36 protein-coding genes are annotated in these 25312 nt (G+C 58.5%); 5 read left to right on the forward strand and 31 right to left on the reverse strand.

What is annotated here, in order from left to right; genetic code table 11:
* Window positions 1-11: 11 nt before the first annotated feature.
* The 7 genes from Q1A20_RS11355 to crcB all read right to left on the reverse strand — a co-directional run bounded on the left by Q1A20_RS11355 (window position 12) and on the right by crcB (window position 6679).
* A complete protein-coding gene (locus tag Q1A20_RS11355; RefSeq protein WP_299407762.1) occupies window positions 12-1310 on the reverse strand; it encodes an amino acid ABC transporter permease in 1299 nt (432 codons plus the stop codon).
* Window positions 1311-1315: 5 nt separating this feature from the next.
* Window positions 1316-2536: an ABC transporter permease subunit gene (locus tag Q1A20_RS11360; protein WP_299916972.1), complete on the reverse strand. Its 1221-nt coding sequence runs from the start codon at window positions 2534-2536 to the stop codon at window positions 1316-1318.
* A gap of 132 nt (window positions 2537-2668) precedes the next feature.
* Complete coding sequence (locus Q1A20_RS11365) at window positions 2669-3685, reverse strand: amino acid ABC transporter substrate-binding protein (RefSeq protein ID WP_298974945.1); 1017 nt, start codon at window positions 3683-3685, stop codon at window positions 2669-2671.
* Between the two features lie 189 nt (window positions 3686-3874).
* Window positions 3875-4591, reverse strand: coding sequence for an ATP12 family chaperone protein (locus Q1A20_RS11370; RefSeq protein WP_299916973.1), 717 nt, complete (start codon window positions 4589-4591; stop codon window positions 3875-3877).
* A complete protein-coding gene (locus Q1A20_RS11375; protein WP_299916974.1) occupies window positions 4588-5262 on the reverse strand; it encodes an HAD-IA family hydrolase in 675 nt (224 codons plus the stop codon). Before Q1A20_RS11375 ends, Q1A20_RS11370 begins: the two co-directional genes overlap by 4 nt.
* Window positions 5259-6302, reverse strand: a complete 1044-nt coding sequence (locus Q1A20_RS11380; RefSeq protein WP_299916975.1) for an RluA family pseudouridine synthase — start codon at window positions 6300-6302, stop codon at window positions 5259-5261. The genes Q1A20_RS11375 and Q1A20_RS11380 overlap by 4 nt, the downstream gene beginning before the upstream one ends.
* A complete protein-coding gene (crcB, locus tag Q1A20_RS11385) occupies window positions 6299-6679 on the reverse strand; it encodes a fluoride efflux transporter CrcB (protein ID WP_299501955.1) in 381 nt (126 codons plus the stop codon). The genes Q1A20_RS11380 and crcB overlap by 4 nt, the downstream gene beginning before the upstream one ends.
* A 114-nt stretch (window positions 6680-6793) precedes the next feature.
* On the opposite strand from crcB, the gene Q1A20_RS11390 reads away from it, so the two are divergent.
* Both Q1A20_RS11390 and Q1A20_RS11395 read left to right on the forward strand, forming a co-directional pair.
* Window positions 6794-8125 carry a replication-associated recombination protein A gene (locus Q1A20_RS11390; RefSeq protein WP_299916976.1) on the forward strand — a complete coding sequence of 444 codons (1332 nt, stop codon included), beginning with the start codon at window positions 6794-6796 and terminating at the stop codon, window positions 8123-8125.
* A gap of 93 nt (window positions 8126-8218) precedes the next feature.
* The gene (locus Q1A20_RS11395; protein ID WP_299916977.1) at window positions 8219-9469 is read left to right on the forward strand and encodes an Hsp70 family protein; all 1251 of its coding nucleotides are present in this window, start codon (window positions 8219-8221) and stop codon (window positions 9467-9469) included.
* Between the two features lie 142 nt (window positions 9470-9611).
* Here Q1A20_RS11395 and rplQ read toward each other — a convergent pair whose 3' ends face one another.
* The 8 genes from rplQ to rplO form a co-directional block, all read right to left on the reverse strand.
* Entirely contained in the window at window positions 9612-10031 is a 420-nt protein-coding gene (rplQ, locus tag Q1A20_RS11400; RefSeq protein ID WP_299916978.1) for a 50S ribosomal protein L17, read from the reverse strand.
* Window positions 10032-10190: 159 nt separating this feature from the next.
* Entirely contained in the window at window positions 10191-11207 is a 1017-nt protein-coding gene (locus tag Q1A20_RS11405; protein ID WP_298974932.1) for a DNA-directed RNA polymerase subunit alpha, read from the reverse strand.
* A 114-nt stretch (window positions 11208-11321) separates the two neighbouring features.
* On the reverse strand, window positions 11322-11711 hold the full coding sequence (gene rpsK, locus Q1A20_RS11410; protein ID WP_011567694.1) for a 30S ribosomal protein S11: 390 nt from the start codon (window positions 11709-11711) through the stop codon (window positions 11322-11324).
* A gap of 15 nt (window positions 11712-11726) precedes the next feature.
* Complete coding sequence (rpsM, locus tag Q1A20_RS11415; RefSeq protein WP_298974928.1) at window positions 11727-12095, reverse strand: 30S ribosomal protein S13; 369 nt, start codon at window positions 12093-12095, stop codon at window positions 11727-11729.
* Window positions 12096-12331: 236 nt separating this feature from the next.
* Complete coding sequence (locus Q1A20_RS11420; protein WP_299407785.1) at window positions 12332-12517, reverse strand: hypothetical protein; 186 nt, start codon at window positions 12515-12517, stop codon at window positions 12332-12334.
* Window positions 12518-12558: 41 nt separating this feature from the next.
* The gene (locus Q1A20_RS11425; RefSeq protein WP_299407787.1) at window positions 12559-13203 is read right to left on the reverse strand and encodes an adenylate kinase; all 645 of its coding nucleotides are present in this window, start codon (window positions 13201-13203) and stop codon (window positions 12559-12561) included.
* On the reverse strand, window positions 13200-14567 hold the full coding sequence (gene secY / locus Q1A20_RS11430; RefSeq protein WP_298974922.1) for a preprotein translocase subunit SecY: 1368 nt from the start codon (window positions 14565-14567) through the stop codon (window positions 13200-13202). Before secY ends, Q1A20_RS11425 begins: the two co-directional genes overlap by 4 nt.
* Before the next feature lie 119 nt (window positions 14568-14686).
* Window positions 14687-15169, reverse strand: coding sequence for a 50S ribosomal protein L15 (rplO, locus tag Q1A20_RS11435; protein WP_299407790.1), 483 nt, complete (start codon window positions 15167-15169; stop codon window positions 14687-14689).
* A gap of 324 nt (window positions 15170-15493) precedes the next feature.
* On the opposite strand from rplO, the gene Q1A20_RS11440 reads away from it, so the two are divergent.
* Window positions 15494-16234 (forward strand): hypothetical protein, encoded by a 741-nt coding sequence (locus tag Q1A20_RS11440; protein WP_298974918.1) that lies wholly within the window; start codon window positions 15494-15496, stop codon window positions 16232-16234.
* A 54-nt stretch (window positions 16235-16288) separates the two neighbouring features.
* Here Q1A20_RS11440 and rpmD read toward each other — a convergent pair whose 3' ends face one another.
* The 11 genes from rpmD to rpmC all read right to left on the reverse strand — a co-directional run bounded on the left by rpmD (window position 16289) and on the right by rpmC (window position 20585).
* Window positions 16289-16477: a 50S ribosomal protein L30 gene (gene rpmD / locus Q1A20_RS11445; protein WP_298974916.1), complete on the reverse strand. Its 189-nt coding sequence runs from the start codon at window positions 16475-16477 to the stop codon at window positions 16289-16291.
* Window positions 16478-16479: 2 nt separating this feature from the next.
* Window positions 16480-17058 (reverse strand): 30S ribosomal protein S5, encoded by a 579-nt coding sequence (rpsE, locus tag Q1A20_RS11450; protein WP_298974914.1) that lies wholly within the window; start codon window positions 17056-17058, stop codon window positions 16480-16482.
* A 114-nt stretch (window positions 17059-17172) separates the two neighbouring features.
* On the reverse strand, window positions 17173-17532 hold the full coding sequence (rplR, locus tag Q1A20_RS11455; RefSeq protein ID WP_298974913.1) for a 50S ribosomal protein L18: 360 nt from the start codon (window positions 17530-17532) through the stop codon (window positions 17173-17175).
* An 11-nt stretch (window positions 17533-17543) separates the two neighbouring features.
* Complete coding sequence (rplF, locus tag Q1A20_RS11460) at window positions 17544-18077, reverse strand: 50S ribosomal protein L6 (RefSeq protein WP_298974911.1); 534 nt, start codon at window positions 18075-18077, stop codon at window positions 17544-17546.
* A gap of 11 nt (window positions 18078-18088) precedes the next feature.
* Window positions 18089-18481, reverse strand: coding sequence for a 30S ribosomal protein S8 (gene rpsH / locus Q1A20_RS11465; RefSeq protein ID WP_195819744.1), 393 nt, complete (start codon window positions 18479-18481; stop codon window positions 18089-18091).
* A 12-nt stretch (window positions 18482-18493) separates the two neighbouring features.
* Window positions 18494-18799 (reverse strand): 30S ribosomal protein S14, encoded by a 306-nt coding sequence (gene rpsN, locus Q1A20_RS11470; RefSeq protein ID WP_298974909.1) that lies wholly within the window; start codon window positions 18797-18799, stop codon window positions 18494-18496.
* Window positions 18800-18817: 18 nt separating this feature from the next.
* Complete coding sequence (gene rplE / locus Q1A20_RS11475; RefSeq protein ID WP_299734794.1) at window positions 18818-19381, reverse strand: 50S ribosomal protein L5; 564 nt, start codon at window positions 19379-19381, stop codon at window positions 18818-18820.
* On the reverse strand, window positions 19381-19686 hold the full coding sequence (gene rplX / locus Q1A20_RS11480) for a 50S ribosomal protein L24 (protein ID WP_298974905.1): 306 nt from the start codon (window positions 19684-19686) through the stop codon (window positions 19381-19383). The genes rplE and rplX overlap by 1 nt, the downstream gene beginning before the upstream one ends.
* Window positions 19686-20054, reverse strand: coding sequence for a 50S ribosomal protein L14 (gene rplN, locus Q1A20_RS11485; protein ID WP_011567679.1), 369 nt, complete (start codon window positions 20052-20054; stop codon window positions 19686-19688). The genes rplX and rplN overlap by 1 nt, the downstream gene beginning before the upstream one ends.
* Window positions 20055-20126: 72 nt before the next feature.
* Window positions 20127-20366 (reverse strand): 30S ribosomal protein S17, encoded by a 240-nt coding sequence (gene rpsQ / locus Q1A20_RS11490; protein WP_298919265.1) that lies wholly within the window; start codon window positions 20364-20366, stop codon window positions 20127-20129.
* Between the two features lie 12 nt (window positions 20367-20378).
* A complete protein-coding gene (rpmC, locus tag Q1A20_RS11495; protein ID WP_298974904.1) occupies window positions 20379-20585 on the reverse strand; it encodes a 50S ribosomal protein L29 in 207 nt (68 codons plus the stop codon).
* Window positions 20586-21023: 438 nt separating this feature from the next.
* Between rpmC and Q1A20_RS11500 the strand changes: the two genes are divergently transcribed.
* Window positions 21024-21695: a CPBP family glutamic-type intramembrane protease gene (locus Q1A20_RS11500; RefSeq protein ID WP_299407803.1), complete on the forward strand. Its 672-nt coding sequence runs from the start codon at window positions 21024-21026 to the stop codon at window positions 21693-21695.
* Window positions 21696-22063: 368 nt separating this feature from the next.
* Window positions 22064-22684 (forward strand): TIGR02466 family protein, encoded by a 621-nt coding sequence (locus Q1A20_RS11505; RefSeq protein WP_299407804.1) that lies wholly within the window; start codon window positions 22064-22066, stop codon window positions 22682-22684.
* A gap of 227 nt (window positions 22685-22911) precedes the next feature.
* Here the strand turns inward: Q1A20_RS11505 and Q1A20_RS11510 are convergent, their stop codons facing one another.
* The 5 genes from Q1A20_RS11510 to rpsS form a co-directional block, all read right to left on the reverse strand.
* A complete protein-coding gene (locus Q1A20_RS11510) occupies window positions 22912-23262 on the reverse strand; it encodes a hypothetical protein (RefSeq protein ID WP_298974900.1) in 351 nt (116 codons plus the stop codon).
* A gap of 250 nt (window positions 23263-23512) precedes the next feature.
* A complete protein-coding gene (gene rplP, locus Q1A20_RS11515) occupies window positions 23513-23926 on the reverse strand; it encodes a 50S ribosomal protein L16 (protein WP_219499988.1) in 414 nt (137 codons plus the stop codon).
* Window positions 23927-23939: 13 nt separating this feature from the next.
* A complete protein-coding gene (gene rpsC, locus Q1A20_RS11520) occupies window positions 23940-24647 on the reverse strand; it encodes a 30S ribosomal protein S3 (RefSeq protein ID WP_195819735.1) in 708 nt (235 codons plus the stop codon).
* A complete protein-coding gene (gene rplV, locus Q1A20_RS11525; RefSeq protein ID WP_195819734.1) occupies window positions 24647-25027 on the reverse strand; it encodes a 50S ribosomal protein L22 in 381 nt (126 codons plus the stop codon). The genes rpsC and rplV overlap by 1 nt, the downstream gene beginning before the upstream one ends.
* A gap of 3 nt (window positions 25028-25030) precedes the next feature.
* Window positions 25031-25309, reverse strand: coding sequence for a 30S ribosomal protein S19 (gene rpsS / locus Q1A20_RS11530; RefSeq protein WP_067296663.1), 279 nt, complete (start codon window positions 25307-25309; stop codon window positions 25031-25033).
* Window positions 25310-25312 lie beyond the last annotated feature (3 nt).

Raw genomic sequence — 25312 nt, forward strand, 5'->3', positions numbered from 1 at the left:
TTGAGGGTGTGTTACCGATGGTCGGTCGCGAGGCGACGTTCTAGCCATTGTGAGTATTGCGAGATGCCGTAGCAGACGATGAAGAAGAGGAGGGCCGCAAAGCCAAAGAGCTCCCAATAGACACCATTCCACTCGGTCGAGGCCAGGATCGGTCCACGGATCATCCCAACCATGTCGAACATCGAGATGACCGACACCAGCGTCGTATCTTTGAAAAGACCGACGGCCACGTTCACGATGCCCGGAATGGAGATCTTGAGCGCTTGCGGCAGGATGATCAGCCGCATCGCCTGCGGATAATCCAACCCCAGACTGTCGGCGGCTTCATACTGACCCTTCGGCAAGGCGGCGAGGCCGCCCCGGATCACCTCGGCAATATAGGCCGCCGAGAACATGGTGATCATGATCACCACGCGCAGGAATAGGTCAACACCGGAGCCGGGCGGAAAGAAATACGCCAGCATGACGTTCGCCACGAAAAGCAGGGTGATTAGTGGCACGCCGCGGATGAATTCGATGAATACCACACAAATCCATTTGATGAGCGGCATGCTGGACTGACGTCCAAGCGCCAGCGCAATGCCAATCGGCACGGACAGGGACACACAGGTCACGCCCAGCATCATGTTGAGCATAAAGCCCCCCATGTACCGGCTGGGCACCGCAGGAAGCGCCGCATTGGCCGAGGCATTGTCCGGGATCAGCCAGCCCCCGATTGTCCAGATGACAAAGGCCGCGATGATGCCCCCAAAGAAGCCGGCAGCGAAGCTACCCGCGACCAGACGCTGATAGACCAGGAAGCCACCAACAATGCCGACAAAGGCGAGGATCGGGACAAAGACCGTGCCCCCCCAGAGCAGGTAATAGGCAATGAACGGGTATATGGCCGTGAAGGCCAGCAGCTTGCGCGGCAGGTCGAAAAACAGCACGGGTGCGGCTGCGACAAACAGCAGGATGAAGGCCAAACCGGGACGCCAATATTGATCATCAGGGTATTGGAAGCCAAAGAGCAGCTGGTTCCAGCGTTCCGACAGGACGGCGAAACAGGCCGCAGACGCCCCATCGAGGATTTCGCGGCAGACGGCAAGGCTCGGCGCCTGCCAGATACCGCCCATGATCCACGGCAGCGCGGATGACAGGATGGCATAGATGAAATACAGCGCGACCAGCGTCAGCAGCCCGTTCAGCGGGGTGGCGAAGAGATTGTCCTTCACCCATTTGGCTGGTCCGGCGGCATTGCTGGGCGGCGGTGCTGTCGGCACCTCCTCTGTACGGACGAAGGCGACGGAATGTGCATGCGTATCTGACATGGGCATCAGCGCTCCTTCAGCTTAACAGAGTTGTTGTAGACGTTCATCACTGCTGAGATCAGCAGCGAGATCGTGAGATAGAACAACATCATCAGGACCACGCATTCGATGGCGCGACCGGTTTGGTTCAGGGTGATCCCGCCCAGCGTTGCAGTTACGTCCGCATAGCCTACCAGGATGGCGAGCGACGAGTTCTTGGTGATGTTGAGGTATTGCGAGATCAGCGGCGGGATAATCACCCGCAACGCCTGGGGCAAAACAACGAGGCTCATCACACGGCCCGAGCGCAACCCAAGCGCCGATGCGGCCTCGGTCTGCCCTCGGGAAACCGCCTGAATACCCGCGCGCACGTTTTCAGCGATGAAAGCGCCGGTGTAGATGGACAGGGCAAACCAGATCGCGATCAGCGGCGCACCGATCTGAATGCCGCCCCTCAGGTTGAACCGGTTGGCAAGCGGATCTGGCAGGTCGAGCCCGATGGGCTGACCCATCAAGAGAAAAATGACGATTGTCGGCACGAAGAGGATCACCAGAGACGGCCACCCCATGGGCAGCAACTGACCGGTCTTGTAGAGCAGGTTGGTCGCGTAGCGCCGATAACCGATGGTCCCGATGATGGACAGAATGAACACGGCCACCACAACCATGGACCCCTCGCCCCAAATCGGCGCGGGTGAATAAACGCCCCGGTTGGTAAAGGCAAACATGCCAAAAAGCATCTCACGTTCCGGGTTTTCGCCCAGATAAGGACGGGCGCCCGGCATCGAAACGGTCATGATGCCGTAGATGATCAGGATCCAGATCAGGACCGGGATATTGCGAAAAATCTCCACGTAAAAGGCCATGATCTTGGATACAAGCCAGTTTTTGGAGAGGCGCAGCACACCGGCGAAAACACCGAAGACGGTCGCCATCAGACAGGCCAGAAAGGCTACCAGCAGGGTATTGAGAATACCGACAATGGCGGCGCGGGCGTTTGTGGATTGGCTGGTATATTCAATCAGGCGCTGGTTGATGTCATAGCCCGCGGGCGCGCCCAGGAAGGAAAAATCGATCCTTAAGCCCTGTGCCTGAAGATTGGCGGCCAGATTGCTATACAAATAGCCAACCGAAAGCGACAGCAGGATGAAAGCGATCACCTGGAATGTCATTGATCGATACCGCGTATCATTGATCAACATAGACAGGTGAAAGGAGCCCTGCGGTGGGTCCGTCAGTGTCGTCATTGAAATGTTCCCCGTGGTTCCGACCTTTGTTTTAACGGGTACTTTGCGCACCTCGGTGGTCGGGTTTTGGTTTTATGGGTCGTTAAAAAGCGAAGGGCGCAGATTTTTTCTGCGCCCTTGGCCGTGTTGTTCTTAGCGGAACGGAGGCGAGTAGATCAGGCCGCCGTTTGTCCATTGCGCGTTGAGACCGCGTGCCAGACCAATCGGTGTTTCTTCACCAATGTTCTTGGCAAAGACCTCACCGTAGTTGCCTTCGGCTGCAATCGCACGCTTGGACCACTCGGCGTCAAGGCCGAGCATTTCGCCCAATGTACCCTCAGTGCCCAGCAGGCGTGCAACTTCCGGGTTCGTGGTGTTTGCGGCCATCTCGTTGATGTTGGTCGATGTCACACCCAGTTCTTCGGCTGTGATCAGCGCGTTCAACGTCCAACGCACCACGTCACCCCATTCGTCGTCGCCGTGGCGCACAAGCGGGCCCAGTGGCTCTTTGGAGATGATTTCAGGCAGCAGAACGTGGTCGCCTGGGTTCTCAAACGTGGCACGAGTCGCCGCCAGGCCGGAAGCGTCTGTGGTGTAGGTATCGCAGGCGCCCGCGAGGTACTGTTGCTGACCTTCCGCGTTTGTCTCGATTGGCACGGGCTCATAGCTGATGTTGTTGGCGCGGAAGAAATCCGCGAGGTTCAGCTCTGTGGTCGTACCGGTCTGGATGCAGACGGTTGCGCCGTCCAGCTCTTTTGCCGAGGTCACGCCAAGCGCTTTGGGCACCATGAAGCCCTGACCGTCATAGTAGTTCACACCAACGAAGGTGAACTTCAGGTCGACATCGCGGCTGAACGTCCATGTGGTGTTCCGCGCCAGCATATCGATTTCGCCGGACGCCAGTGCCGTGAAGCGTGTTTTGCCGGTTGTCGGCACGAATTCCACAGCCGTCGGGTCATTCAGAACGGCAGCGGCAACAGCGCGGCACACCGCAACGTCAAAGCCCTTCCATTCGCCATTTGCGTCCGGAGCCGCAAAGCCCACAAGCCCCGTGGTCACACCACAGTTGAGTTTGCCGCGCGCTTTTACGTCGTCCAACGTACCAGCGGCCGCTGCGCCAGCCGCAAGGCCAGCAACGGTCAACGCGCCAAGGAGTACAGATTTTTTCATTTTTACCTCTTCCTGATTTTCCGCCAGTTTTGGCGGGTCTACCGGCACATTTCGGCCGGAGGCGATATTGGATGTTAGTACCTTCCAAGTGGGCGACATACTGGTCGGATTCAAGCAATAACGTCAAGGGTAGGCTTCGGAAAATCGCGCTCGGCGTTGCGTAACTTCGCATCACTGTCATGCAATCTTCTAAGAATCGGGCTTGGAGAGGTCAAAAACCACTTTTGCGTGTTCAAAAGCCGCTTGCTTGATGGCCGCTGCTGCTTCGGCTTCTTCGTCCTGGCCCCATTGCTCTGCCTGCCAGATTTCATCGAGACGGGAAATGTCCCAAATGGCCCTGGCGCTTTGCACATCTTGCGCGGTCGCGAAACCGAGAATCAGGGACCCCGAGAGGCTGACCAGATCGTGAAACGCAGCCAGCTGATAGGCGGACAGCGCCGCCACCTTGGCCGATAGCCGTTCCAGCGCCTGCGGATCCTGCGGGATGTGCATGACCCCTGCCCGCGCTTCCAGACGCGCGTTCAGCGCCGCGTCTGCCCAGTCGAGAAATGGATCCCAAACCTGTGCCTGACGCGCCACGAGTGCGGCAGGTTGCTCCGCCCGGTAACACAGCAGATCGCTGTCGCCGTAGGCTGCCAGCATTTCGGCGACTTCGGCATGCTGGGTCGCAACCTTGTCCACCGCCGCATTTGCCGTGCGGGTAAAAGGCATGCTTTGTGGGTCAATCTGATCTTCTTGCGCATCCCATTCTGCGGCGATCGCCTCGGCAAACCCGCGGCTGGGGACCAGCAAGGCGCGTTTTGCGGGTGTTTTGACCGGGCGTGCATCCAATGCGATCTCGAACCCACCGGGTTTTTCCACAACCGCTGCGGTTTTCCAAAACCTCTTGGCCTTCCACTCGCTCACGCCGTGATCTCCCAGACCTCGCCCAGAACCGCATCAAGTGCGGTAAAATCGGGCAATACTGTCCGCGCGGCGCGCAATGCGGAAACCGGATGGTATCCCCAGCTCACGCCCACCCCGTGCACACCTGCCGCTGCGGCCATATCCATGTCAAAACTGGTGTCCCCGATCATGACCGTTTGGTCAGCCGCAACGCCGGTGTCCATCATCGCCTGATGGATCATCGACGGGTGTGGCTTTGAGGGGTGAAAATCTGCGACCTGCTGCGTGACAAAGACACCTTCAAGCCCGTGCGCTTCGATCAGCTTGTCGAGGCCGCGCTTTGATTTTCCGGTCGCCACCCCCAACAGCACCTCTGGCTGCGCAAGCAGCCGCGTCAAAGCCTCCCGCGCGCCGGGGTAGAGCGGAGAGGATTGCGCCGCCCCGGTCTTGGCCCGCAATGCCATGTAGGCATCCTTGTAGCCCTGAACCATGCGGGCATGATCCGCATCCGGCGCCAAACGGGCCATGGCCACGTCCAGCGACAGACCAACGATCCCCAAAATCGCGCTGCGCGACGGTGCGGGCTGTCCAACGGCGGCAAAGGCCTGTGCCATGGCGGCGAGGATGTCGGCCTGGCTGTCCACCAGCGTGCCGTCCACATCGAAAATCACCAAGCGCAGCGGCGCGCTCATTCCAGCGCCTCAAACGGATCTTCGGCGGCCAGATCTGTTGTCCAGCCAAAGGTGTCCCAACTCTGCGCCATGTGATCGGGCATTGGCGCGGTCACTGTCACCACTTTGCGCGTCTCCGGGTGTTCGAAACGCATCATCCGTGCATGCAGATGCAGCTTCTTGGAGATGATCCCGCCCAGTTGCGCACCCCAGCCGTCCCCCATGTTTTCCTGACCGGAGCCACCGTATTTCCCATCGCCGATGATCGGATGCCCGATCTCCGCCATATGCGCGCGCAGCTGATGCGTCCGGCCCGTGACCGGCTCCATCGCGACCCAGGCGGCCCGCGATGCGACGCGGTAGAGCGTGGCGTAAAGCGTGTGCGCGCGTTTGGCGCCATAGGTGTCGTCAATGTCACGCGGATGCACCGCGATCATCTTTTCGCCCTCGCCGCCGGTACCGCGACCGGGCGCCTTGACCAGACCGTATTTGATCTCACCGAGGTAGGGTGTCGGGACACCGGCCACCAGCGCCCAGTAGATCTTGCGCGTCTCCCGGTGACGCATCGCGGCGGTCAGCGCCTTGGCCGCAGCGCGCGTACGGGCCAAAAGCAGCACGCCGGAGGTATCCTTGTCGAGCCGGTGAACCAGCCGCGGTTTTTCATCCAGCCCGAATTTCAGGGCCTCCGCCATACCGTCCACATGCCGCGTTTGCTTGGACCCGCCCTGCGTCGGCAACCCCGCCGGTTTGTTCAGCGCAATCACATGATCATCGCGGTAGATCACGCAGGACTGGATCAGCTTTGCATCGGCATCAGAGACTTTTGCCCTGGGCGTGGGCGGCGGGGCCTCACTGCTCGGCAAGGGCGGCACCCGCACCTGCTGCCCGGCCTCCAGCCGTGTGGAGCCTTTGACCCGGCCGCCATCAACCCGGATCTCGCCCTTGCGGCACATTTTCTCGATCCGGCCCTGACTGATGTGTGGAAACTGCCCGCGAAACCAGCGGTCCAGCCGCTGGTCTGCGTCGTCGTCCTTGATGGTCAGCATCTGAACCCGGCTCACAGCAGCACCCCCCGCATCATCCAGAGACCCAGCATGAGACCGGCAATGGACAGGCCAACAGACAGGGCGATGTAGAGCCCCGCCAGCCCAAGGCTGCCCCGCTCCAGCAAAGTCACTGTTTCCAACGAAAATGCGGAAAATGTCGTGAAGCCGCCGAGCAGGCCCGTCATGATGAGGGGGCTGAGATGTGTCAGCCCGCGGTGCGCCGCCAGCACGACGAAAGCCCCCATCAAAAATGACCCGATCACATTCGCGGCCATGATCGCCAAAGGCAGTTCTGTCGGGCCGGTCAGGCGAAAGACCGACACCCCCCAGAGAAAGCGCAACGACGCGCCAATTGAGCCGCCAAGGGCCACCATGATCAGAGTTTTCATCATGCGCGGTCTGTCACGCACAGCCGCTTGATTGTCAAGTTTCCTGCGCGGCGTATTGCGGCGCGCCGGTTCGGATCGCGATTTCATCTCCCCCCGCTCTGCGCTAAAAGATTGCCCATGACTGACTTATTCGGCGACCTGCCAGAAAGTGCACCCCCCCAAGGTGACGAAGCCCGCGACCGCCCGCTGGCGGACCGGCTGCGGCCCACGCGTCTCGATGAGGTGATTGGTCAGGATCACATTCTGGCACCCGAGGCGCCGCTTGGTGCGATGCTGGCGGCAAATACGCTCTCTTCCCTCATTTTTTGGGGGCCGCCGGGGGTGGGGAAAACGACCATCGCCAGACTGCTGGCTGACGCCTCGGACCGCGCCTTCGTCCAGATCAGCGCCATATTCTCCGGCGTTTCCGACCTGCGTAAAGTGTTCGAGGCCGCCAAAACGCGACAACGTATCGGACAGGGCACCCTGCTGTTCGTCGATGAAATCCATCGGTTCAACAAGGCACAGCAGGATGGTTTCCTGCCCCATATGGAAGATGGCACCATCGTGCTGGTGGGGGCCACCACCGAAAACCCGTCTTTCGAGCTGAACTCAGCGCTGCTGTCGCGGTCGCAGGTCCTGGTCCTGCGCCGGCTTGAGACCGAGGCGCTGAATGAATTGATGGCCCGGGCCGAAGAGATGCTGGGCAAGCAACTGCCGCTGGATGCTGAGGCGCGATCCGCACTGGTGCAGATGGCCGATGGCGACGGGCGCGCTCTGTTGAACCTTGTCGAACAGGCCTCGACCATCGCGGCAGATGCCCCGCTCGGGCCCAAGGAACTGGCCGCGCGGCTGCAACGGCGCGCGGCGCACTACGACAAGTCCGGCGATGCGCATTACAATCTGATCTCCGCGCTGCACAAGGCGGTGCGCGGGTCCGATCCGGATGCGGCGATGTATTGGCTGGCACGCATGCTTGCGGCCGGTGAAGACCCGCGTTTTCTGGCGCGCAGGATCACCCGCATGGCCGTCGAAGACATCGGCCTGGCGGACCCGCAGGCCAACCGACTGTGTCTCGATGCTTGGGCAACCTATGAGCGTCTGGGCTCGCCAGAAGGCGAATTGGCCCTGGGGCAGGCTGTGCTCTACCTCGCACTGGCGCCGAAATCCAACGCAGCCTACGTCGCTTACAAACAGGCCATGGGGCTGGCCAAGCAAACAGGTTCAGAGCCACCGCCCAAACATATCCTGAACGCGCCAACGACCCTGATGAAGGAAGAAGGCTATGGCAGCGGCTACGCCTATGATCATGACGCTGAGGATGGTTTTTCCGGGCAACACTATTTCCCCGACGATATGGAGCGGGTGTCATTTTACGCGCCGCCGGACCGCGGATTTGAGCGTGAGATGAAAAAACGACTAGCCTATTTCGAGAAACTGCGCGCCAAGCGGCAGCAAGAAACGGGTTAAACGATCTGCCCTGGCATTGACGTTCCCTATTGACCTCTGCGCAGCGCGCTCATAGGTACGCGCCTTTCGTTTCAGCACCGAGAGGGATCAGGCATGGCGTCGCGCGGCCAGGTATTGGGCATTGATTTCGGCACATCCAATTCGGCGGCGGGGTATCTGGCGGATGGCAAACCGCGGCTGATCGAGATGTCACCCGGAATGACAACACTGCCCACGACATTCTTTTTTGATTTCGAAACCCGCGAGACACTGATCGGTGAGCCCGCCAACCAGGCGCTCCTTGATGGTGCGGACGGGCGGTTCATGCGCGCGTTGAAACGGGTGCTCGGCACCACGCTGATGCATGAGAAACGCCAGATCCTGAATGAGCGTGTCACCTTCGTTGAGATCATTGCCCGTTTCCTGCACCAGATCAAAACCCGGGCCGAGGCCGAAACCGGGTTGATTTTTGACCGCGCGCTATCAGGTCGGCCCGTGGTTTTCCACGGCGCGGGCGATGCGCGTGAAGCGCAGGCCGAGGCCGATCTGAGGGCCTGTTATCTGGCGGCGGGGTTCAGGGATGTCGCGTTCATGCCTGAACCCGAGGCCGCCGCCATCGCCAGTGGCGCGCTTGATCAGTCGAGCGAGATCGGTCTGATTGTCGACATCGGCGGCGGGACCTCCGATTTCTCGCTGTTTCGATCAACGCCTGACGGTGTCGACATTCTCGCCAATCACGGCGTGCGCATCGGGGGCACGGATTTTGACCGCGCGATCAGTATCGACCGGGTGATGCCGCTTCTGGGCAAGAGCACCGAATTGCGTAAAGTAATGGGTCCCGGCACGTCGCCGGTGCCCAACGCGATCTTCAACGATCTGGCGACCTGGGAGAAAATCCCATTTCTCTATACCGCACAGAACCGCCGCATGGTCGCGGAGATGGCGCGTCTTGCCGAAGAACCTGAGAAACTGAGCCGTCTTGCGACGGTGCTGGAGGAAGAAATCGGCCACGATCTTGCTTTTGCCGTTGAGCGCGGCAAGATCGCAGCCAACACCGGCGGTGCGGATCCGGTGATATCGTTGGATCAGATTGAACGGGCGCTTTCCGCCCCCCTGCCCTCCGGAATGCTCGACCATGTGCTTGCGCCCTATGCTCAAAGACTGCGGGAGGGCGCCGCAGAAACGCTGCAGCGCGCGGGTAAGCGCCCTGATCAGGTGGACCGGGTAATCTATGTTGGCGGGTCAAGCCTGATGTCGATGATTTCGAAAACGATGAAAACGCAGTTTGCCGAGGCCCGGCATTCCTTCACCGAAGTCTTCACCGCCGTCACCGACGGGTTGGCTATCGCCTCTGCGAGCAGGTGACGAGGAGCTGGCCGTTCAGAGCAGCCCCGGGTCGGTCAAAAAAGATGTTCGGGTCCTCTGTGCGAAAACATGATCGCCTCATGAAAAAAGCCCCCGTCCGGTCTCGGACAGGGGCTTGGACTTTCGGAGCGATGCGTCCGTCTTATTCTTCAGCGGCTTCCTCAGCAGCCAGGCGCGCCTTGTCACCCGCACCTTTGGCATCACGGTCGCGATCCACGAATTCGATGATCGCCATCGGTGCCATATCGCCATAGCGGAAACCGGCTTTCAGCACGCGCACATAACCGCCCTGACGGTCCTTGTAGCGTGGGCCGAGAACGTCAAAGAGTTTGGTGACGTGTTGGTCCTGCTTCAGCTTGGCTGCGGCCTGACGGCGCGCGTGCAGATCACCGCGTTTCGCCAGGGTAATCATTTTCTCGATGATCGGACGCAGTTCCTTTGCCTTAGGCAATGTTGTCTTGATTTGCTCATGTTCGATGAGCGAGCCCGCCATGTTGGCCCAGAGCGCCTTGCGGTGCTCATGTGTGCGGTTCAGGCGGCGGTATCCACGTGCGTGACGCATTTTCTAATCTCCTAACTGTGCCCTCTACGGGCGATTTTGCTTTGTCTGACCGGGTGATGCGTGTCACCCGGTTCTCCTTGGGGTCTTGCGACCCAGATCGTCCCCGCCAATGCGGGCATTTTGTCCCGCCAGGGGCGGGCAACTCAGTAAAGACCCCTGTTAGAAGGAGTCTTCGAATTTCTTCGCCAGATCTTCGATGTTGTCTGGCGGCCAGTCTTCGACGTCCATGCCGAGGTGCAGACCCATGCCCGACAGCACTTCCTTGATCTCGTTCAAGGATTTGCGGCCAAAGTTCGGCGTGCGCAACATCTCCGCTTCGGTTTTCTGGATCAGATCGCCGATGTAGACAATATTGTCGTTTTTCAAGCAGTTCGCCGAACGCACCGACAGTTCCAGCTCGTCGACTTTCTTCAGCAGCAGCGGGTTGAATTCCAGGCCATCGTCCTCGTCCGCACGGGATGCGGATTCCGGCTCGTCGAAGTTGACGAAGATACCCAGCTGGTCCTGCAGAATGCGCGCGGCAAAGGCCACCGCATCGTCAGGTGTCAAAGAGCCGTCGGTCTCCACTTTCATGGTCAGCTTGTCATAGTCCAGAACCTGACCTTCACGTGTCGGCTGCACATCATAGCTGACTTTTTTGACCGGCGAATAGATCGCGTCGATCGGGATCAGACCGATGGGCGCGTCCTCGGGCTTGTTCTTCTCGGAAGATACATAGCCTTTGCCCTGATTGACCGTCAGTTCCATGTAAAGATCGGCGCCATCGTCGAGGTGGCAGATCACATGCTCGCGGTTCAGCACTTCGATGCCTGCGGATTCGGAAATATCGCCCGCCGTCACAACGCCAGGCCCCTTCGCAGAAATCGACAGACGCTTGGGCCCTTCGACTTCCATGCGCAGCGACACGCCTTTGAGGTTTAGGATGATGTCGGTCACGTCTTCACGCACACCGGCAACAGATGAAAACTCGTGCAAAACGTTGTCGATCTGAACGGAGGTGATTGCCGCACCCTGCAAAGACGACATCAGCACGCGGCGCAGCGCGTTGCCCATGGTCAGACCAAAACCGCGCTCCAGCGGTTCGGCGGTGACCGTCGCCTGGCGCGCCGGGTCGTTGCCCGGTTTCACGTCAAGCTGTTGTGGCTTGATAAGCTCAGCCCAATTCTTGTGGATCATGCGTCCCTCCATTCTTGTCTACGCCCCATGTCCTAAAGGTGAAGACTCTCGAGGTTTCAAAAAAGCGAAATGGGGCCGTGCAAAAACACACGGTCCCAGAGTGTCAACTTGTGCTTAAACGCGGCGGCGCTTCGGCGGGCGGCAGCCGTTATGCGCCATCGGGGTCACATCACGGATCGAGGTGATGTTGAACCCGGCAGCAGCCAGGGCGCGCAGCGCGCTCTCACGGCCAGAGCCTGGCCCCTGCACTTCAACTTCCAGCGTTTTCACGCCATGTTCCTGTGCCTTGCGGCCCGCATCCTCTGCCGCCATCTGGGCCGCATAGGGTGTGGATTTCCGCGAGCCTTTGAAGCCCATGGTGCCAGCAGACGACCAGGAGATCGCGTTGCCCTGCACATCGGAGATCAGGATCTTGGTGTTGTTGAAGGAGCTGTTCACATGCGCCACACCTGCGGCGATGTTCTTGCTGGCCTTTTTCTTAACGCGGACTTTATCACGTGCCATCGGTCAGACCCTCCCTTATTTCTTCTTACCGGCAATGGCCTTCGCGGGGCCTTTGCGGGTACGAGCATTGGTGTGGGTGCGCTGACCGCGTACCGGCAGGTTACGACGGTGGCGCAGGCCACGGTAGCACCCCAGGTCCATCAAACGCTTGATGTTCATCTGCGTGTCGCGCCGCAGGTCCCCTTCGACGGTGTAGTTGGCGTCGATGTGCTCGCGCACAGACAGCACTTCGGCGTCGGAAAGTTCATTGACCCGGCGGGCCGCGTCGATACCAACCGCTTCGCAAATCGCTTTTGCGGAGGCGTTGCCGATACCGGTGATGTAAGTGAGGGCGATGGGAACCCGCTTTGCAGTCGGGATGTTTACGCCGGCAATACGTGCCACGTGGAGTATTCCTTTTCGTTGCGGGTCCGTAGTGCCAGACCCTTTTTTCACAAACGAAGCCCGGAGCACAAAAGGCCGCCGGGCGTCAGCTGATCAGGTGATCTTGTCTTTCGGGAGCGACCCTCAGGACAAATTGATTCTCGTTAGAGATAGCGCGTGTTATGGGCTTTTGGGAAAGGCGTCAACCCTTCAGTATTTTTTCCAGCGCGGCTCCGCGCTTTCGTGAAATCTGACCCTCATTCCTTGTCAGGCGCGGGCATGCCTTTCGCACGAAGGCAATCCGCAAGGTGCCAGTAAAGATTGGGGTTACCACGTTTACTGGCAGGATCAGGGCTCACCGTTGTAATGAACCCTTCTTCACCACCATGCGCGATGTGGATGTGACCGGTATCAGGTTTGTAAAAGACGCCGATCTTCAGCACGTCTTGTCACCCTCACTCGTGCGCAGCGTCATCGCAGATCCCTACGTGTCCAGCGCGCTCTGGATCTCGCCCTGGACTGCCTCGATCGCACCCAGGCCATCCACACGGGACAACATGCCCTTGGCGTAATAGTAGCCGATCAACGGCGAAGTCTGCTTGTAGTATTCCATCAGACGGGTCTTGAGGCTTTCCTCATTGTCATCCGCCCGGCGCTTGAATTCGGTGCCACCGCAGTTGGTGCATTTGCCATCGGCCGGAATGGGTTTGGTGGCATCGTTGTAAACTTCACCGCACATTGCGCAGGTCGAGCGCGCCACGATCCGCGCGACCAAAGCGCTGTCATCCACCCGCATCTCGATCACGGCATCAAGGGTTTCGCCCTCGGCCTCCAGCAAATCCCCCAGCGCATCGGCCTGCGCCAGCGTGCGCGGGAAGCCGTCAAAGATGAACCCGTTGGCTTTGACCGTTTCCAATTTCTCGCGGATCAGACCAATCACGATCTCATCGGTCACCAGCGCACCCCGCGCCATCACATCCGCAACGATCTTGCCCATTTCCGTGCCGGAGTCCTTGGCCTCACGCAACATATCGCCCGTGCTCAACTGCACCATGCCGCGCGTTTCAACGAGGTGACGCGCCTGCGTCCCCTTACCAGCCCCGGGAGGCCCCAGCAGTATTATATTCATCGGCGGACGGGGCTCCGTTTCTTGCGTGTTTTACCGCCAGATTTGCCGCGCAGCTGCGACTTTTCAAGCAGGCCTTCGTATTGATGGGCCAGAAGGTGACTTTGCACTTGCTGGATCGTGTCCATGGTTACAGAGACCACAATCAGCACGGAAGTACCACCAAAGTAGAACGGGATCGCGAATTGTCCGCGCAGGATTTCCGGCAGCAGACAGACCGCCGCCAGATAGCCGGAGCCCAGCACCAGCACGCGGTTGACCACATATTCCAGATATTCCGAGGTCTTCTTGCCGGGCCGAATACCCGGAACAAAGCCGTTTTGGTTTTTCAGGTTGTCCGCCACATCGTCAGGTTTGAAGCTGACGTTGAAGGTGTAGAAATAAGCAAAGAAGATGATCATCACGACGAAGAACGTCAGATAAAGCGGCTGCCCGGGGCCGAAGTTGGCCAAGAGCCATGACATGATCGGATTGGTTGAATTGCCCGAAAACGTGCTGATCGTGACCGGCAGCAGCAGCAATGACGAGGCAAAGATCGCCGGGATCACGCCCGCTGGGTTGACCTTGACCGGCAGGTGGCTGGAGCCACCGTCATAGACCTTCATGCCCACCTGACGGCGCGGATATTGAATGTGGATCTTCCGCAGCGCCCGCTCCATGAAGACCACGAACATGATCGTCGTAATTACCATGACAATCACGCCGATGATCACCGCCGGGCTGATGGCACCGGAGCGACCGGAGGCGAAGAACTGCGCCATGGCGGCAGGCACCTCGGCGATGATGCCGACGAAGATGATCAGCGAAATACCGTTGCCGATGCCACGCGCTGTGATCTGTTCGCCCAGCCACATCAGGAACATGGTCCCGCCGACCAGCGTGATCACGCAGGAGGCGCGGAAAAAGAGCCCCGGATCGGTGACGATATCGCCCGCTTCGAGGCTGACCGCGAGGCCGTAGGCCTGCAGCGTGGCCAGGAAAACCGTGCCGAAACGGGTGTATTGGTTGATCTTCTTGCGACCCTGTTCACCCTCTTTCTTCAGCTGTTCCAGCTTGGGCACCATCGAGGTCAGCAGCTGCACGATGATCGAGGCCGAGATATAGGGCATGATCCCGAGGGCAAAAATGCCCATCCGCCCCAGCGCCCCGCCGGTGAACATGCTGACCATGCCGCCAATGCCCTGCCCCGCCTGCTCCATGAACTCGCGCAGGGCCACGCCGTCGATCCCGGGCACCGGGATAAACGTCCCCAGGCGGTAAACGATCAGCAGGCCAAGTGTGAAAAGGATGCGGTTGCGCAGGTCGGTTGCTTTACCCAGCGCGGACCAGCTGGTGTTTGCAGCCATATTTTCAACGGCAGATACCATGAAGGGCTCTCTTTCGGTACGGTTACGCCGCCCGGGCCGGTTGCGGCGGGCGGCGTAAAGGAAAACTCGTTAGCTTATGTAAGCGGCGAGACCGCCGCCCACAAGCCTATTCCTTGGGCTTAAGCGTCCGCTTCAGCCGCCGCAGGGGCTGCCACAGTCAGCGATCCGCCTGCTTTTGCCACCGCTTCCACGGCAGATTTCGATGCGCCGGTCACTTCGATGGTCAGCTTGCCGGTCACTTCGCCCTTCGCCAGAACGCGAATACCGTCCAATTTACGGCGAATAAGGCCGGACTCGACCAGCACGTCTTCGGTGATGGTTTTCTTGGCGTCGATCTTTTTGGCGTCGATGAATTTCTGGATCAGGCCCAGGTTCACAACTGCGTATGATTTGCGGTTTGGCTTGTTGAAGCCGCGCTTTGGCAGACGTTGGTAGAGCGGCATCTGCCCGCCTTCATACCCGTTGATCGCCACGCCTGAGCGGGATTTCTGACCTTTGATCCCGCGGCCACCCATTTTACCGGTGCCGGAACCGGGGCCACGGCCGACGCGCTTGCGTTTCTTGACAGCACCTGCGTTGTCAGACAGTTCATTCAGTTTCATTGTCGCTTCTCCTTTGGCCGGATGTACCCCCCAGCGACGGGAGCGGGCAAACGCGGCGTTTCGATTCTGTCACCTCAGGGGTGATCGTGGGCGTATAGACGGGGTTGGAGGATGGATCAAGGGTGCAGTTTGAGCGCATCGGAAGGGCAGGGCCCGACCGCGGGGCGAAGGCCGTCTTGCAAAAGGTCCGGGGGACCTTTTGAGGCCGCAGCGGGGTTTACCCCCCGGGCGCGAAGCGCCCGCCCATGGCGGCGGTCGGGCGCTGCCCGTGATCGGGGATCACGGGCTGTTGAAATCGAGTAGCGATTAGCGGAGCATCAACATATGAGCAACTCAGACGACAGACCAATCCCGCCACTGCGATGGTACACCAGCGCATTCGAGCAACTTCAAAACGAGCATCCGCTTCCACAACCGCAGTCTGTTCGCGAAAAGACCGCATTCAGGTTCGAAAAGGAAAACATCGAAGCCGCCCTACTGCTGAAGCTGGCGAGATACATAAGCAGTCTTCACGCCGGACAGCTATTGTTAGCGCAAGGCTTCTTGCAAGAGTTGTCCACCTTGCAGCGAACACTGGATGAGATACACGAGGATATTCTCTTCCTTGGAATGCCATTCTTCGGGTTCTCGAAAACGGAAGACCACCAAAGATACCTCCAAAATTTTTGGGCAAACGAGCCCGAATTTCGCGAGTTCTCAGGCCATCAAAGAAATCGATGGAGCATTCCCCGAAAAACCGTGAGGAGGTACTTATCTCAAGTGAACCCAGAAAGAGCAACCGATCACAGCGCAATCGCGGTATCGGCATATCTTAGTCGTCTATATTCTGGTTACCTCCACGCAGCTGCGCCGCAACTTCTTGAGCTCTACGACCCAAAGAGAAGAAGTTTTCGACTAACCGGTTACCCAGAGTCGAGTCTTCTAAAAGATCACCGACATGATTTTGACAACCAGTTTTTCCGGGGAGTTCTCTGTGTTTCCTTTGTAGCCCGCATACTTAGTGCAGATCAGCTTGCCGCCGAGGCTTACGAAGTTCACAACCGACTTGAGAAACACTTCCATTAAAAAGCGCCCCCCAGTTTCCTGCGGGGCGCTTTCAATTTCAGTAGTGCGAAACGCTTAGTCTCGTTCTTCCACGATCTCGACCATATGGCTGACCGAGTTGATCATGCCGCGCACGGAAGGTGTGTCTTCCAGCTCGCGGGTCTTGTGCATTTTGTTCAGGCCCAGGCCGATCAGCGTTGCGCGCTGTTTGGCGGGGCGGCGGATCGGGGAGCCGATCTGTTTCACAACAATAGTCTTGGCCATGCTTATGCCTCCTCAGCCACTTGGGCGGACGACTCAACATTGTCTTCCCGCTTGGGCAGAATATCAGCCACTTTCTTGCCGCGACGCTGCGCGACAGACCGGGGCGAGCTTTCCTTACGCAGACCGTCCATGGTGGCGCGGATCATGTTGTAGGGGTTCTGTGAGCCGATGGACTTGGACACAACGTCCTTGACGCCCAGCATCTCGAAGACCGCCCGCATCGGACCACCCGCAATGATCCCGGTACCCTCAGGGGCGGTGCGCATGACCACTTTACCGGCGCCGTGACGCCCTTCCATGTCGTGGTGCAGCGTCCGACCTTCGCGCAGTTGCACGCGGATCATCTGGCGCTTGGCCTGCTCGGTGGCTTTGCGGATGGCCTCGGGGACCTCTTTCGCTTTACCTTTGCCGAAGCCGACACGGCCTTTTTGGTCGCCCACAACCACGAGGGCCGCGAAACCAAAGCGCTTACCACCTTTAACGGTTTTGGACACGCGGTTGATCGCGACCAGACGGTCGGCAAATTCCGGTGCTTCGTCACGGTCCCGGCGGTTGCCGCGACGGTTTTCACGTTCTGCCATAGAGAACATCCTTTTATCTGGGCCCGATTTAAAGTGGGGCGCCCGTTTGTCTCAATCCAGGTGGGCCAAAGCCCCCGGATCATCGAGGTCGCCCGCGGGGGCGACCTTCAGCTCTTAGATCTTCAGACCACCTTCACGGGCGGCGTCGGCAACGGCCTTGACCTTCCCATGAAAGAGGAAACCGCCACGATCAAAATAGGCTTCTTCAACACCGGCTTTTTTCGCGCGTTTCGCGATTTCAGCCCCGACCTTGGTGGCCGCTTCGATGTTGTTTTTGCCCACAACACCCAGCGCTTTTTCGAGCGTCGAGGCAGCGGCGAGTGTTTTGCCAGCCACATCGTCGATCAATTGCACCGAGATGTTCTTGTTCGAGCGGTGAACCGAAAGGCGCACGCGACCTGCGTTGACCTTGCGAAGTTTGTTCCGAACGCGCAGGCGGCGCTTCAAGAACAGTTGTCTTTTGCTGTTTGCCATGTCTTGCGTCCTTACTTCTTCTTGCCTTCTTTGCGGAAGATGAACTCGCCCTTGTAGCGGATGCCTTTGCCCTTGTAGGGCTCGGGCTTACGCCACGCGCGGATGTTCGCGGCAACCTGACCAACAAGCTGTTCGTCAATGCCTTCCACCACAACTTCGGTTTGCTTTGGAGCGGTTACGGTCACGCCGTCGGGCGCGGTGTAATCCACGTCGTGGCTCAGGCCGAGGTTCAGCTTCAGGGTGTTGCCCTGCATCTGCGCCCGGTAGCCCACACCCTGGATCTCCAGCTCTTTCTTGAAGCCCTCGGTGACGCCGGTGACAAGGTTTGCAACCATCGTGCGGGACATGCCCCACTGCTGCCGCGCGCGCTTGGATTTACCGCGCGGCGTGATGGTGACAACATTGTCCTCGACGGCCAGCGAGACATCATCCGTTGCATTGAACGAACGCGTGCCTTTCGGGCCTTTCACTTCGATGGTCTGACCGCTGACGGAGGCGGATACACCGCTGGGCAGTTCGACCGGTTTTTTACCAATACGAGACATGCAATCTCTCCTTAGAAGACGGTGCAGAGCACTTCGCCACCAACGTTGGCGCTGCGTGCTGCTTGGTCAGACATCACACCCTTGGGGGTGGAGACAATCGACACGCCCAGGCCCTGACGGACAACGGGGATGTCATTGACGCCCATGTAAACGCGACGACCGGGCTTGGAGACCCGCTTCAGCTCGCGAATGACAGGTTCGCCTTCGTAGTACTTCAGGCTGATTTCGATCGCCGGGTGGCCATCGGCACCGGTGGTCTTCTCATAACCACGGATGTAGCCCTCGTCCGCCAGCACATCCAGCACCCAGGCGCGCAGCTTGGAGGCAGGTGTGTGGACGGTGGATTTACCGCGCATCGAGGAGTTCCGGATGCGTGTCAGCATATCTGCGATAGGATCGTTCATCTGATGCGCTCCTTACCAGCTCGACTTGACCATGCCGGGGATCTGGCCGTTCGAGCCAAGGTCCCGCAGCGCGATCCGCGAAATTTTCAGTTTGCGATAGTAGGCGTGTGGACGACCGGTCAACTGGCAGCGGTTGTGCAGACGCACAGCCGACGAGTTACGTGGCAGTTTCGCCAGCTTCAGGGAGGCGCGGAAACGCTCTTCCATCGGCTTTTCCTGGTCATTCACGATTGCCTTGAGTTCAGCGCGCTTGGCGGCGTATTTCGCAACCAGAGCTTCGCGCTTCTTCTCGCGTTCGATCATAGATTTTTTAGCCATGTCTAATCCTTCCCGCGCTTATGAATTGAAAGGCATGTTGAAGTGCTTCAACAGGCTCTTTGCTTCAGCGTCGGTTTGCGCCGTTGTGGCGATCACGATGTCCATTCCCCAGTTCTCATCGATCTTGTCGAAGTTGATCTCGGGAAACACGAGGTGCTCCTTGAGGCCCATGGCATAGTTGCCACGCCCGTCAAAAGACTTGCCCGATACGCCGCGGAAGTCGCGGATACGAGGCATTGCAATCGTGATCAGACGGTCGAGGAATTCATACATGCGGTCGCCGCGCAGGGTCACTTTCGCGCCCATCGGCATGTCCTCACGGACCCGGAAACCCGCGATGGATTTCTTGGCCGTTGTGGTCAGCGCCTTCTGGCCTGCGATCAGCGTCAGATCTTCGACCGCTGATTTGGCTTTCTTGCTGTCGCGCACGGCGGCAGCACCGCAGCCGATGTTCAGGACAATCTTGTCCAGACGCGGGATCTGCATGTCGTTCTTATAGCCGAACTCTTTCTTCATCGCCGCGCGGATCGTGTCCGCATAGGCAGCTTTCAGGCGGGGGGTGTAATTTGCAGTGTCGAGCATCAGATCACGTCCCCTGTTGTCTTGGCAAAACGCACTTTCTTGTCGCCGTCCATTTTGAAGCCGACGCGTGTGGCTTTACCTTTTGCGTCAACGATGGCCAGATTGCTCAGATCAACCGGCATCGCCTTAGGGATGCGGCCGCCCTGGCTTTCCTGGGACTGACGGGTGGCGCGGATGGCGATGTTGATGCCGTCCACGATGGCCTTGTTGGATTTCGGGTCCACAGACGTTATGTTGCCTGTCTTGCCCTTGTCCTTGCCGGCCAGAACGATGACCTTGTCACCTTTGCGAAGTTTGGCAGCCATTACAGCACCTCCGGCGCAAGCGAGATGATTTTCATGAAGTTCTTCGCACGCAACTCACGGACAACCGGGCCAAAGATACGGGTACCGATGGGCTCGTTGTTGTTGTTGAGGATGACGGCGGCGTTACGATCAAAGCGGATCGCGGTGCCGTCTTCGCGGCGAACTTCCTTGGCGGTGCGCACGACGACGGCCTTACGGACGTCACCTTTCTTCACACGACCGCGGGGGATGGCTTCCTTGACCGACACGACAATGATGTCGCCGACGGATGCGTATTTACGCTTGGAACCACCCAGGACCTTGATGCACTGCACGCGGCGTGCGCCGCTGTTGTCAGCAACATCCAGGTTGGTCTGCATCTGGATCATTTGGTTTCTCCCGACCTTTGGGGGGCCGATGCGTGGCCATGTCCCCAGGGTTTCGAATTAAGGGCGTGCGCCTTAGGCCTCAGCGGCCTCCAGCACTTCCCAACGTTTGGTTTTCGACTTCGGCGCGCATTCGATGATGCGGACGCTGTCCCCTACCTTGAAGGTGTTCTTTTCATCGTGCGCCCGATACTTCTTGGACTTACGGATGGTCTTCTTCAGAACCGGGTGCGTGAAGCGGCGCTCGACGCTGACGGTGACTGTTTGGGCGTTGGCATCAGAAGTGACGACGCCCTGCAGGATACGCTTTGGCATTGAGGGCTCTCCTTACTCAGATGCTGCAGCGGCCGCTGCTTTTTGGTTCAACACAGTTTTCACGCGCGCCGCGTCACGGCGGGCCTTGCGGATCTGTGCGGGGTTCTCCAACTGGCCTGTCGCTTGCTGGAAGCGCAGGTTGAAGGAGGTTTTCTTCAGATTGGCCAGCTCTTCACGCAGCTGGTCCGGCGTCTTGTCGTGCAATTCCTTGGCGTCCATCGCCTTTTTTCCTTTCAACATCACGAGAAGGCCCAACGTGCAACGCACTCTGGTCACCCTGATTCCCGTGGAGTTCATGATGAAGGGGCCGTATAGGAGGGTTGTGGACCTATGGCAACCCCTTATTCCCTTGGCAAATCATATCGGTGGAAGGCGCGCTGAGTCCTTCTCACGCCGTACTCGTGCCTAAGGCGCAACCGAGGAGGCTCCAGCCCTGCCAAAGTCCCAGTCAGCAAACACCGTGGGGTGCCTTACATCACATGTCTGCCAACGATTTGAATGGCCCTATTGAACCCATCTTGCTGGTTTTCTGCGAAACCGCGGAAGTCAACTTTGGCCAAATCCAAGTCTTCGATGGTGGAGCCCTAAAAGCAAGTATATGGAGAGGAGAAGAGCGAATTCTTAGTGAACTGTTCCGTAGCACCGGACCTGATTGCGATGATCGAACTGACTTCCTTACTCGTTCTGGCTCTGGCGCTTGCTGGACCTCTCGCTGTGGCTCATATTGGCCGAAGCCGCGGTGAAGATGCCGAGAACCTCGCCACCAACCTGCTCTGTCAGCTTCTTCTCGCGGTTCTCGCAATGGTCAGCCTTTGGTTGATGCTTGATCCGCTGCAGTTTTCTTTGGGCGCGCTTGGGTTCGGTGCACCAGACCTGAGCACGATCCTTTGGGGTGCAGGGATGGCGGCTTTCTTCGTCTTCGCACTAGGACCCATTCTCCTGCGCCTGCCGCACTGGCTGGGCCTTGAGGGCTTTGAAGGAACGCTGTCCGCGCTCGCCCGTCTTCCACTTTGGTATCTTGTCCTGGCCGTGGTTGTTGGAGGGATTGTTGAAGAGGTTCTCTATCGCGGTGTTGCCTTGGCGATCCTGATGTCTTTCGGTTTCGAGCCCTTGCTTGCGGCCGCACTCGTTGTGGCTGTTTTTGGACTGGCTCATATTCCGATGTGGGGCGTCGGACCAGCGCTCACCACTGTTATTTCAGGAGCATTCTTAACTGTCTTCTTCCTATGGCACGGTGACCTTCTGGCCAATATCATAGCCCATATCGCCACCGACCTTGTCGGCATTACCTTGGGGCCTTTTCTTAGTTGGGTGCGGGGCCCGAGGTAGGTCAATAGTGGCTTTCAGCCGAGCGCTTGGATCACTACCAGACTGCATTTGTTGGCTTCGGATGACAGACTGATCTTGAGACAAGAAGCAGTCATTCATGTATTTGCAGAAAAGGCAGGTTTGGTCCGCTGAGCGGCCGCTTAAGCGTCATCAACCTTTCCTACCCTGCGCTGCCTTGATCCCGCCGATGGCGCACATTCGGTGCACAGTGTACGGAGGGCGCATTCCTCGACCCTGGTATATTTAAGGCTTTAACCTCAGGTTCTGTCTCGCAGGCCCGTTCTGCCGTATCTGCACTCGGTCAAGTGTTGCGCAGCCGCATGGTTAACCCACTCGCCAGCACGGCCCGGCTCGGATAAGACAGGCGCATGTCTGACATCGAATCCCTCTTCGTGACCCGCCTCTATCGCGCCGCCCTCTCTGAGCAGGGTCAGCCTATCGACACCGCCGAGCTTGAGGCCTCGTGCTGGTCCATCGCCGAAGATGACGAGGCGGGCCAGGACTGGTGCGACGAAAACGGATACCCTGGCTACACGAGCTACGCCTCGCTGACCGACCTGCCATACCGCTTTCCGATCTTCAAGGATCTGGTCAAGGTCCTGAACAAACACGTCAAGGCCTTCGCCAAGGACCTTGAATTCAACCTCGATGGCCGCAAGCTGAAGTTGGAGGACATCTGGATCAACATCCTGCCCCCCGGCGGCATCCACACCTCCCACATCCACCCGCAAAGTGTCATCAGCGGCACGACCTACGTGACCGTTCCCCCCAGTGCGAGCGCAATCAAATTCGAAGACCCGCGGCTGCCGATGATGATGGCCGCGCCTGCCCGTGTGAAAGACGCCCGCCCGGAGATGCGGAGCTTTCACTACGTCACGCCCGAAGCTGGCGAGGTGCTGCTCTGGGAAAGCTGGCTGCGCCACGAAGTCCCGCTGAACATGGCGGAAGAGGAACGAATTTCCGTCTCATTCAACTACAGCTGGGTCTAGCCCAGCCAGTTGAATGAGACGCGTGCGGTGTAGCGGGTTTTCGTAGAAAACCTGCGGGCCGCACTCCGTCGCAAGGACAGAGCAACAAAAGATGCATAGCAACAAAAACAGCGATCTCAAGAAACTCTATGAGTGGGTCGTTTCGCCTTTCATTGGGGAGTTCGAGCAAAGCGGCCTTGATTGATACCTTTGCAACGCCTTTTTTGCCACCGAAGCACCGCTAACCTTCATAGGCAACTAAAGCTGGGTTCCTTATAGCCAGTTACAGTAAACGAACCTTGTGCGTTTGGTTGTGCAAACAGTGTGTAGAGGCAGTCACTATAACTCGTTCCACCGCCGTATGTCGTAGCGGTCGCGTAGCTTCCACTACCATATATATTGGTCGTGATCGGAGCGGTATACGAAGTCGTTCTATTCCATTGGAATGCTGTCCGCCCATCCGGAAGTTCCACCACATTGGTAGGTTTGCCATAGTCCAAAACAACTTCTGTTATGTCGCGGCCGACATAGCCTTGCATGATCTGTGTCGCACAGGCCGACATCAATCCGAATGCGATCAACAATAGATATTTCTTCATAACAGCGGCCTTCTCATACACATTTTTTGTTCAACAGTTGCGACATACCTATGCGGGAAACAGGCAGACGAGATAAACGCATAGAGTGTTCTTAGATTCAGTTGATCGCGTCAAGAGGATTGGAGGCATATGGCTCGGCGCAGACCCAATTAAAAACCCCCGCTGATGTCTCAGCGGAGGCTCTCAATTTCTACCGGGTGCCGGCCCGCAGGTTTTCTGGGAAAACCCGCTACACCGCACTCAGAGAAGATTACCAATCTTCTCTGACAACAACCCGGGTCTTGATCGGCAGCTTCATCGCTGCCAGACGCAGGGCCTCGCGGGCGACATCGTCATTCACGCCGTCGATCTCGAACATCACGCGGCCCGGCTTGACCTTCGCCGCCCAACGGTCGACGGAGCCTTTACCTTTACCCATCCGAACTTCGATGGGTTTGGCTGTGACGGGCACATCCGGGAAAATCCGGATCCAGACCCGGCCCTGACGTTTCATGTGACGCGTCATCGCGCGGCGTGCCGCTTCGATCTGACGGGCTGTGACCCGCTCGGGCTCAATGGCCTTGAGGCCATAGGTGCCGAAGTTCAGGTCAGACCCGCCCTTCGCAAGACCCTTGATCGAGCCCTTGAACTGCTTGCGGAATTTCGTGCGTTTTGGTTGTAGCATCTGTCATTCCCCCTTAGCGACGACCGCCTGCACCACGGGGTGCTGGGCCATCCTGGAGTTCTTGTGCTTTACGGTCACGCGCGGCCGGATCGTGCTCCATGATCTCCCCTTTGAAGATCCAGGTCTTGATCCCGATGATGCCATAGGCAGTCGTCGCTTCCACATGTGCGTAATCGATGTCGGCCCGCAGGGTATGCAAAGGCACGCGGCCTTCACGGTACCATTCGGTCCGCGCGATCTCGGCACCACCAAGGCGGCCCGCGACGTTCACGCGGATGCCCAGAGCGCCCATACGCATGGCGTTCTGCACCGCACGTTTCATGGCGCGGCGGAAAGACACCCGACGCTCCAGCTGCTGTGCAATGCTTTCACCGACCAATGCCGCGTCCAGCTCGGGCTTGCGCACTTCGACGATGTTGAGGTGCAACTCGCTGTCGGTCATCTTGGCGATTTTCTGACGCAGACCTTCGATGTCCGCCCCTTTCTTGCCAATGATGACACCGGGGCGGGCTGTGTGGATCGTCACGCGGCATTTTTTATGCGGACGTTCGATGATCACACGGGCCACACCGGCCTGATGGCACTCTTTCTTGATGAATTCACGGATCGCGAGGTCTTCCAGCAGAAGGTCCCCGTAATCTTTCGTGTCGGCATACCAGCGGCTGTCCCAGGTGCGGTTCACCTGCAGGCGCATGCCAATCGGATTGACTTTGTTACCCATTAGGCTTGCTCCTCTACCTGACGCACTTTGATCGTGATTTCCGAGAACGGCTTGATGATCTTGCCGAACCGGCCACGCGCGCGCGGGCGTCCACGCTTCATGGTCAGGTTTTTACCCACATAGGCCTCAGCGACGACCAATTCATCGACGTCGAGGTTGTGGTTGTTTTCCGCGTTCGCGATGGCGGACTGAAGGCATTTCTTCACGTCCAGAGCGATCCGTTTCTTGGAGAACGTCAGGTCCGTCAGGGCCTTGTCCACCTTCTTGCCCCGGATCATCGCGGCGACGAGGTTCAGTTTTTGCGGGGATGTACGAAGCATGCGCAGTTTTGCCATTGCTTCGTTGTCAGCCACGCGGCGGGGATTTTTATCCTTGCTCATGGCTTACTTCCGCTTCGCTTTTTTGTCGGCGGCATGACCGTAGTAGGTCCGTGTTGGCGAATACTCACCAAACTTCTGACCAATCATGTCTTCGCTGACGTTGACAGGGATGTGCTTGTGACCGTTGTAGACACCGAACGTCAGGCCCACGAACTGGGGCAGGATTGTCGAGCGGCGCGACCAGATCTTGATCACTTCGTTGCGACCACTTTCGCGGGACGCTTCGGCCTTTTTCAACACATAAGAGTCGACAAAAGGGCCTTTCCATACTGAACGAGACATAGA

Source organism: uncultured Roseobacter sp. (genome assembly GCF_947501835.1).
In the GTDB taxonomy this organism is placed as follows: Bacteria; Pseudomonadota; Alphaproteobacteria; order Rhodobacterales; family Rhodobacteraceae; genus Roseobacter.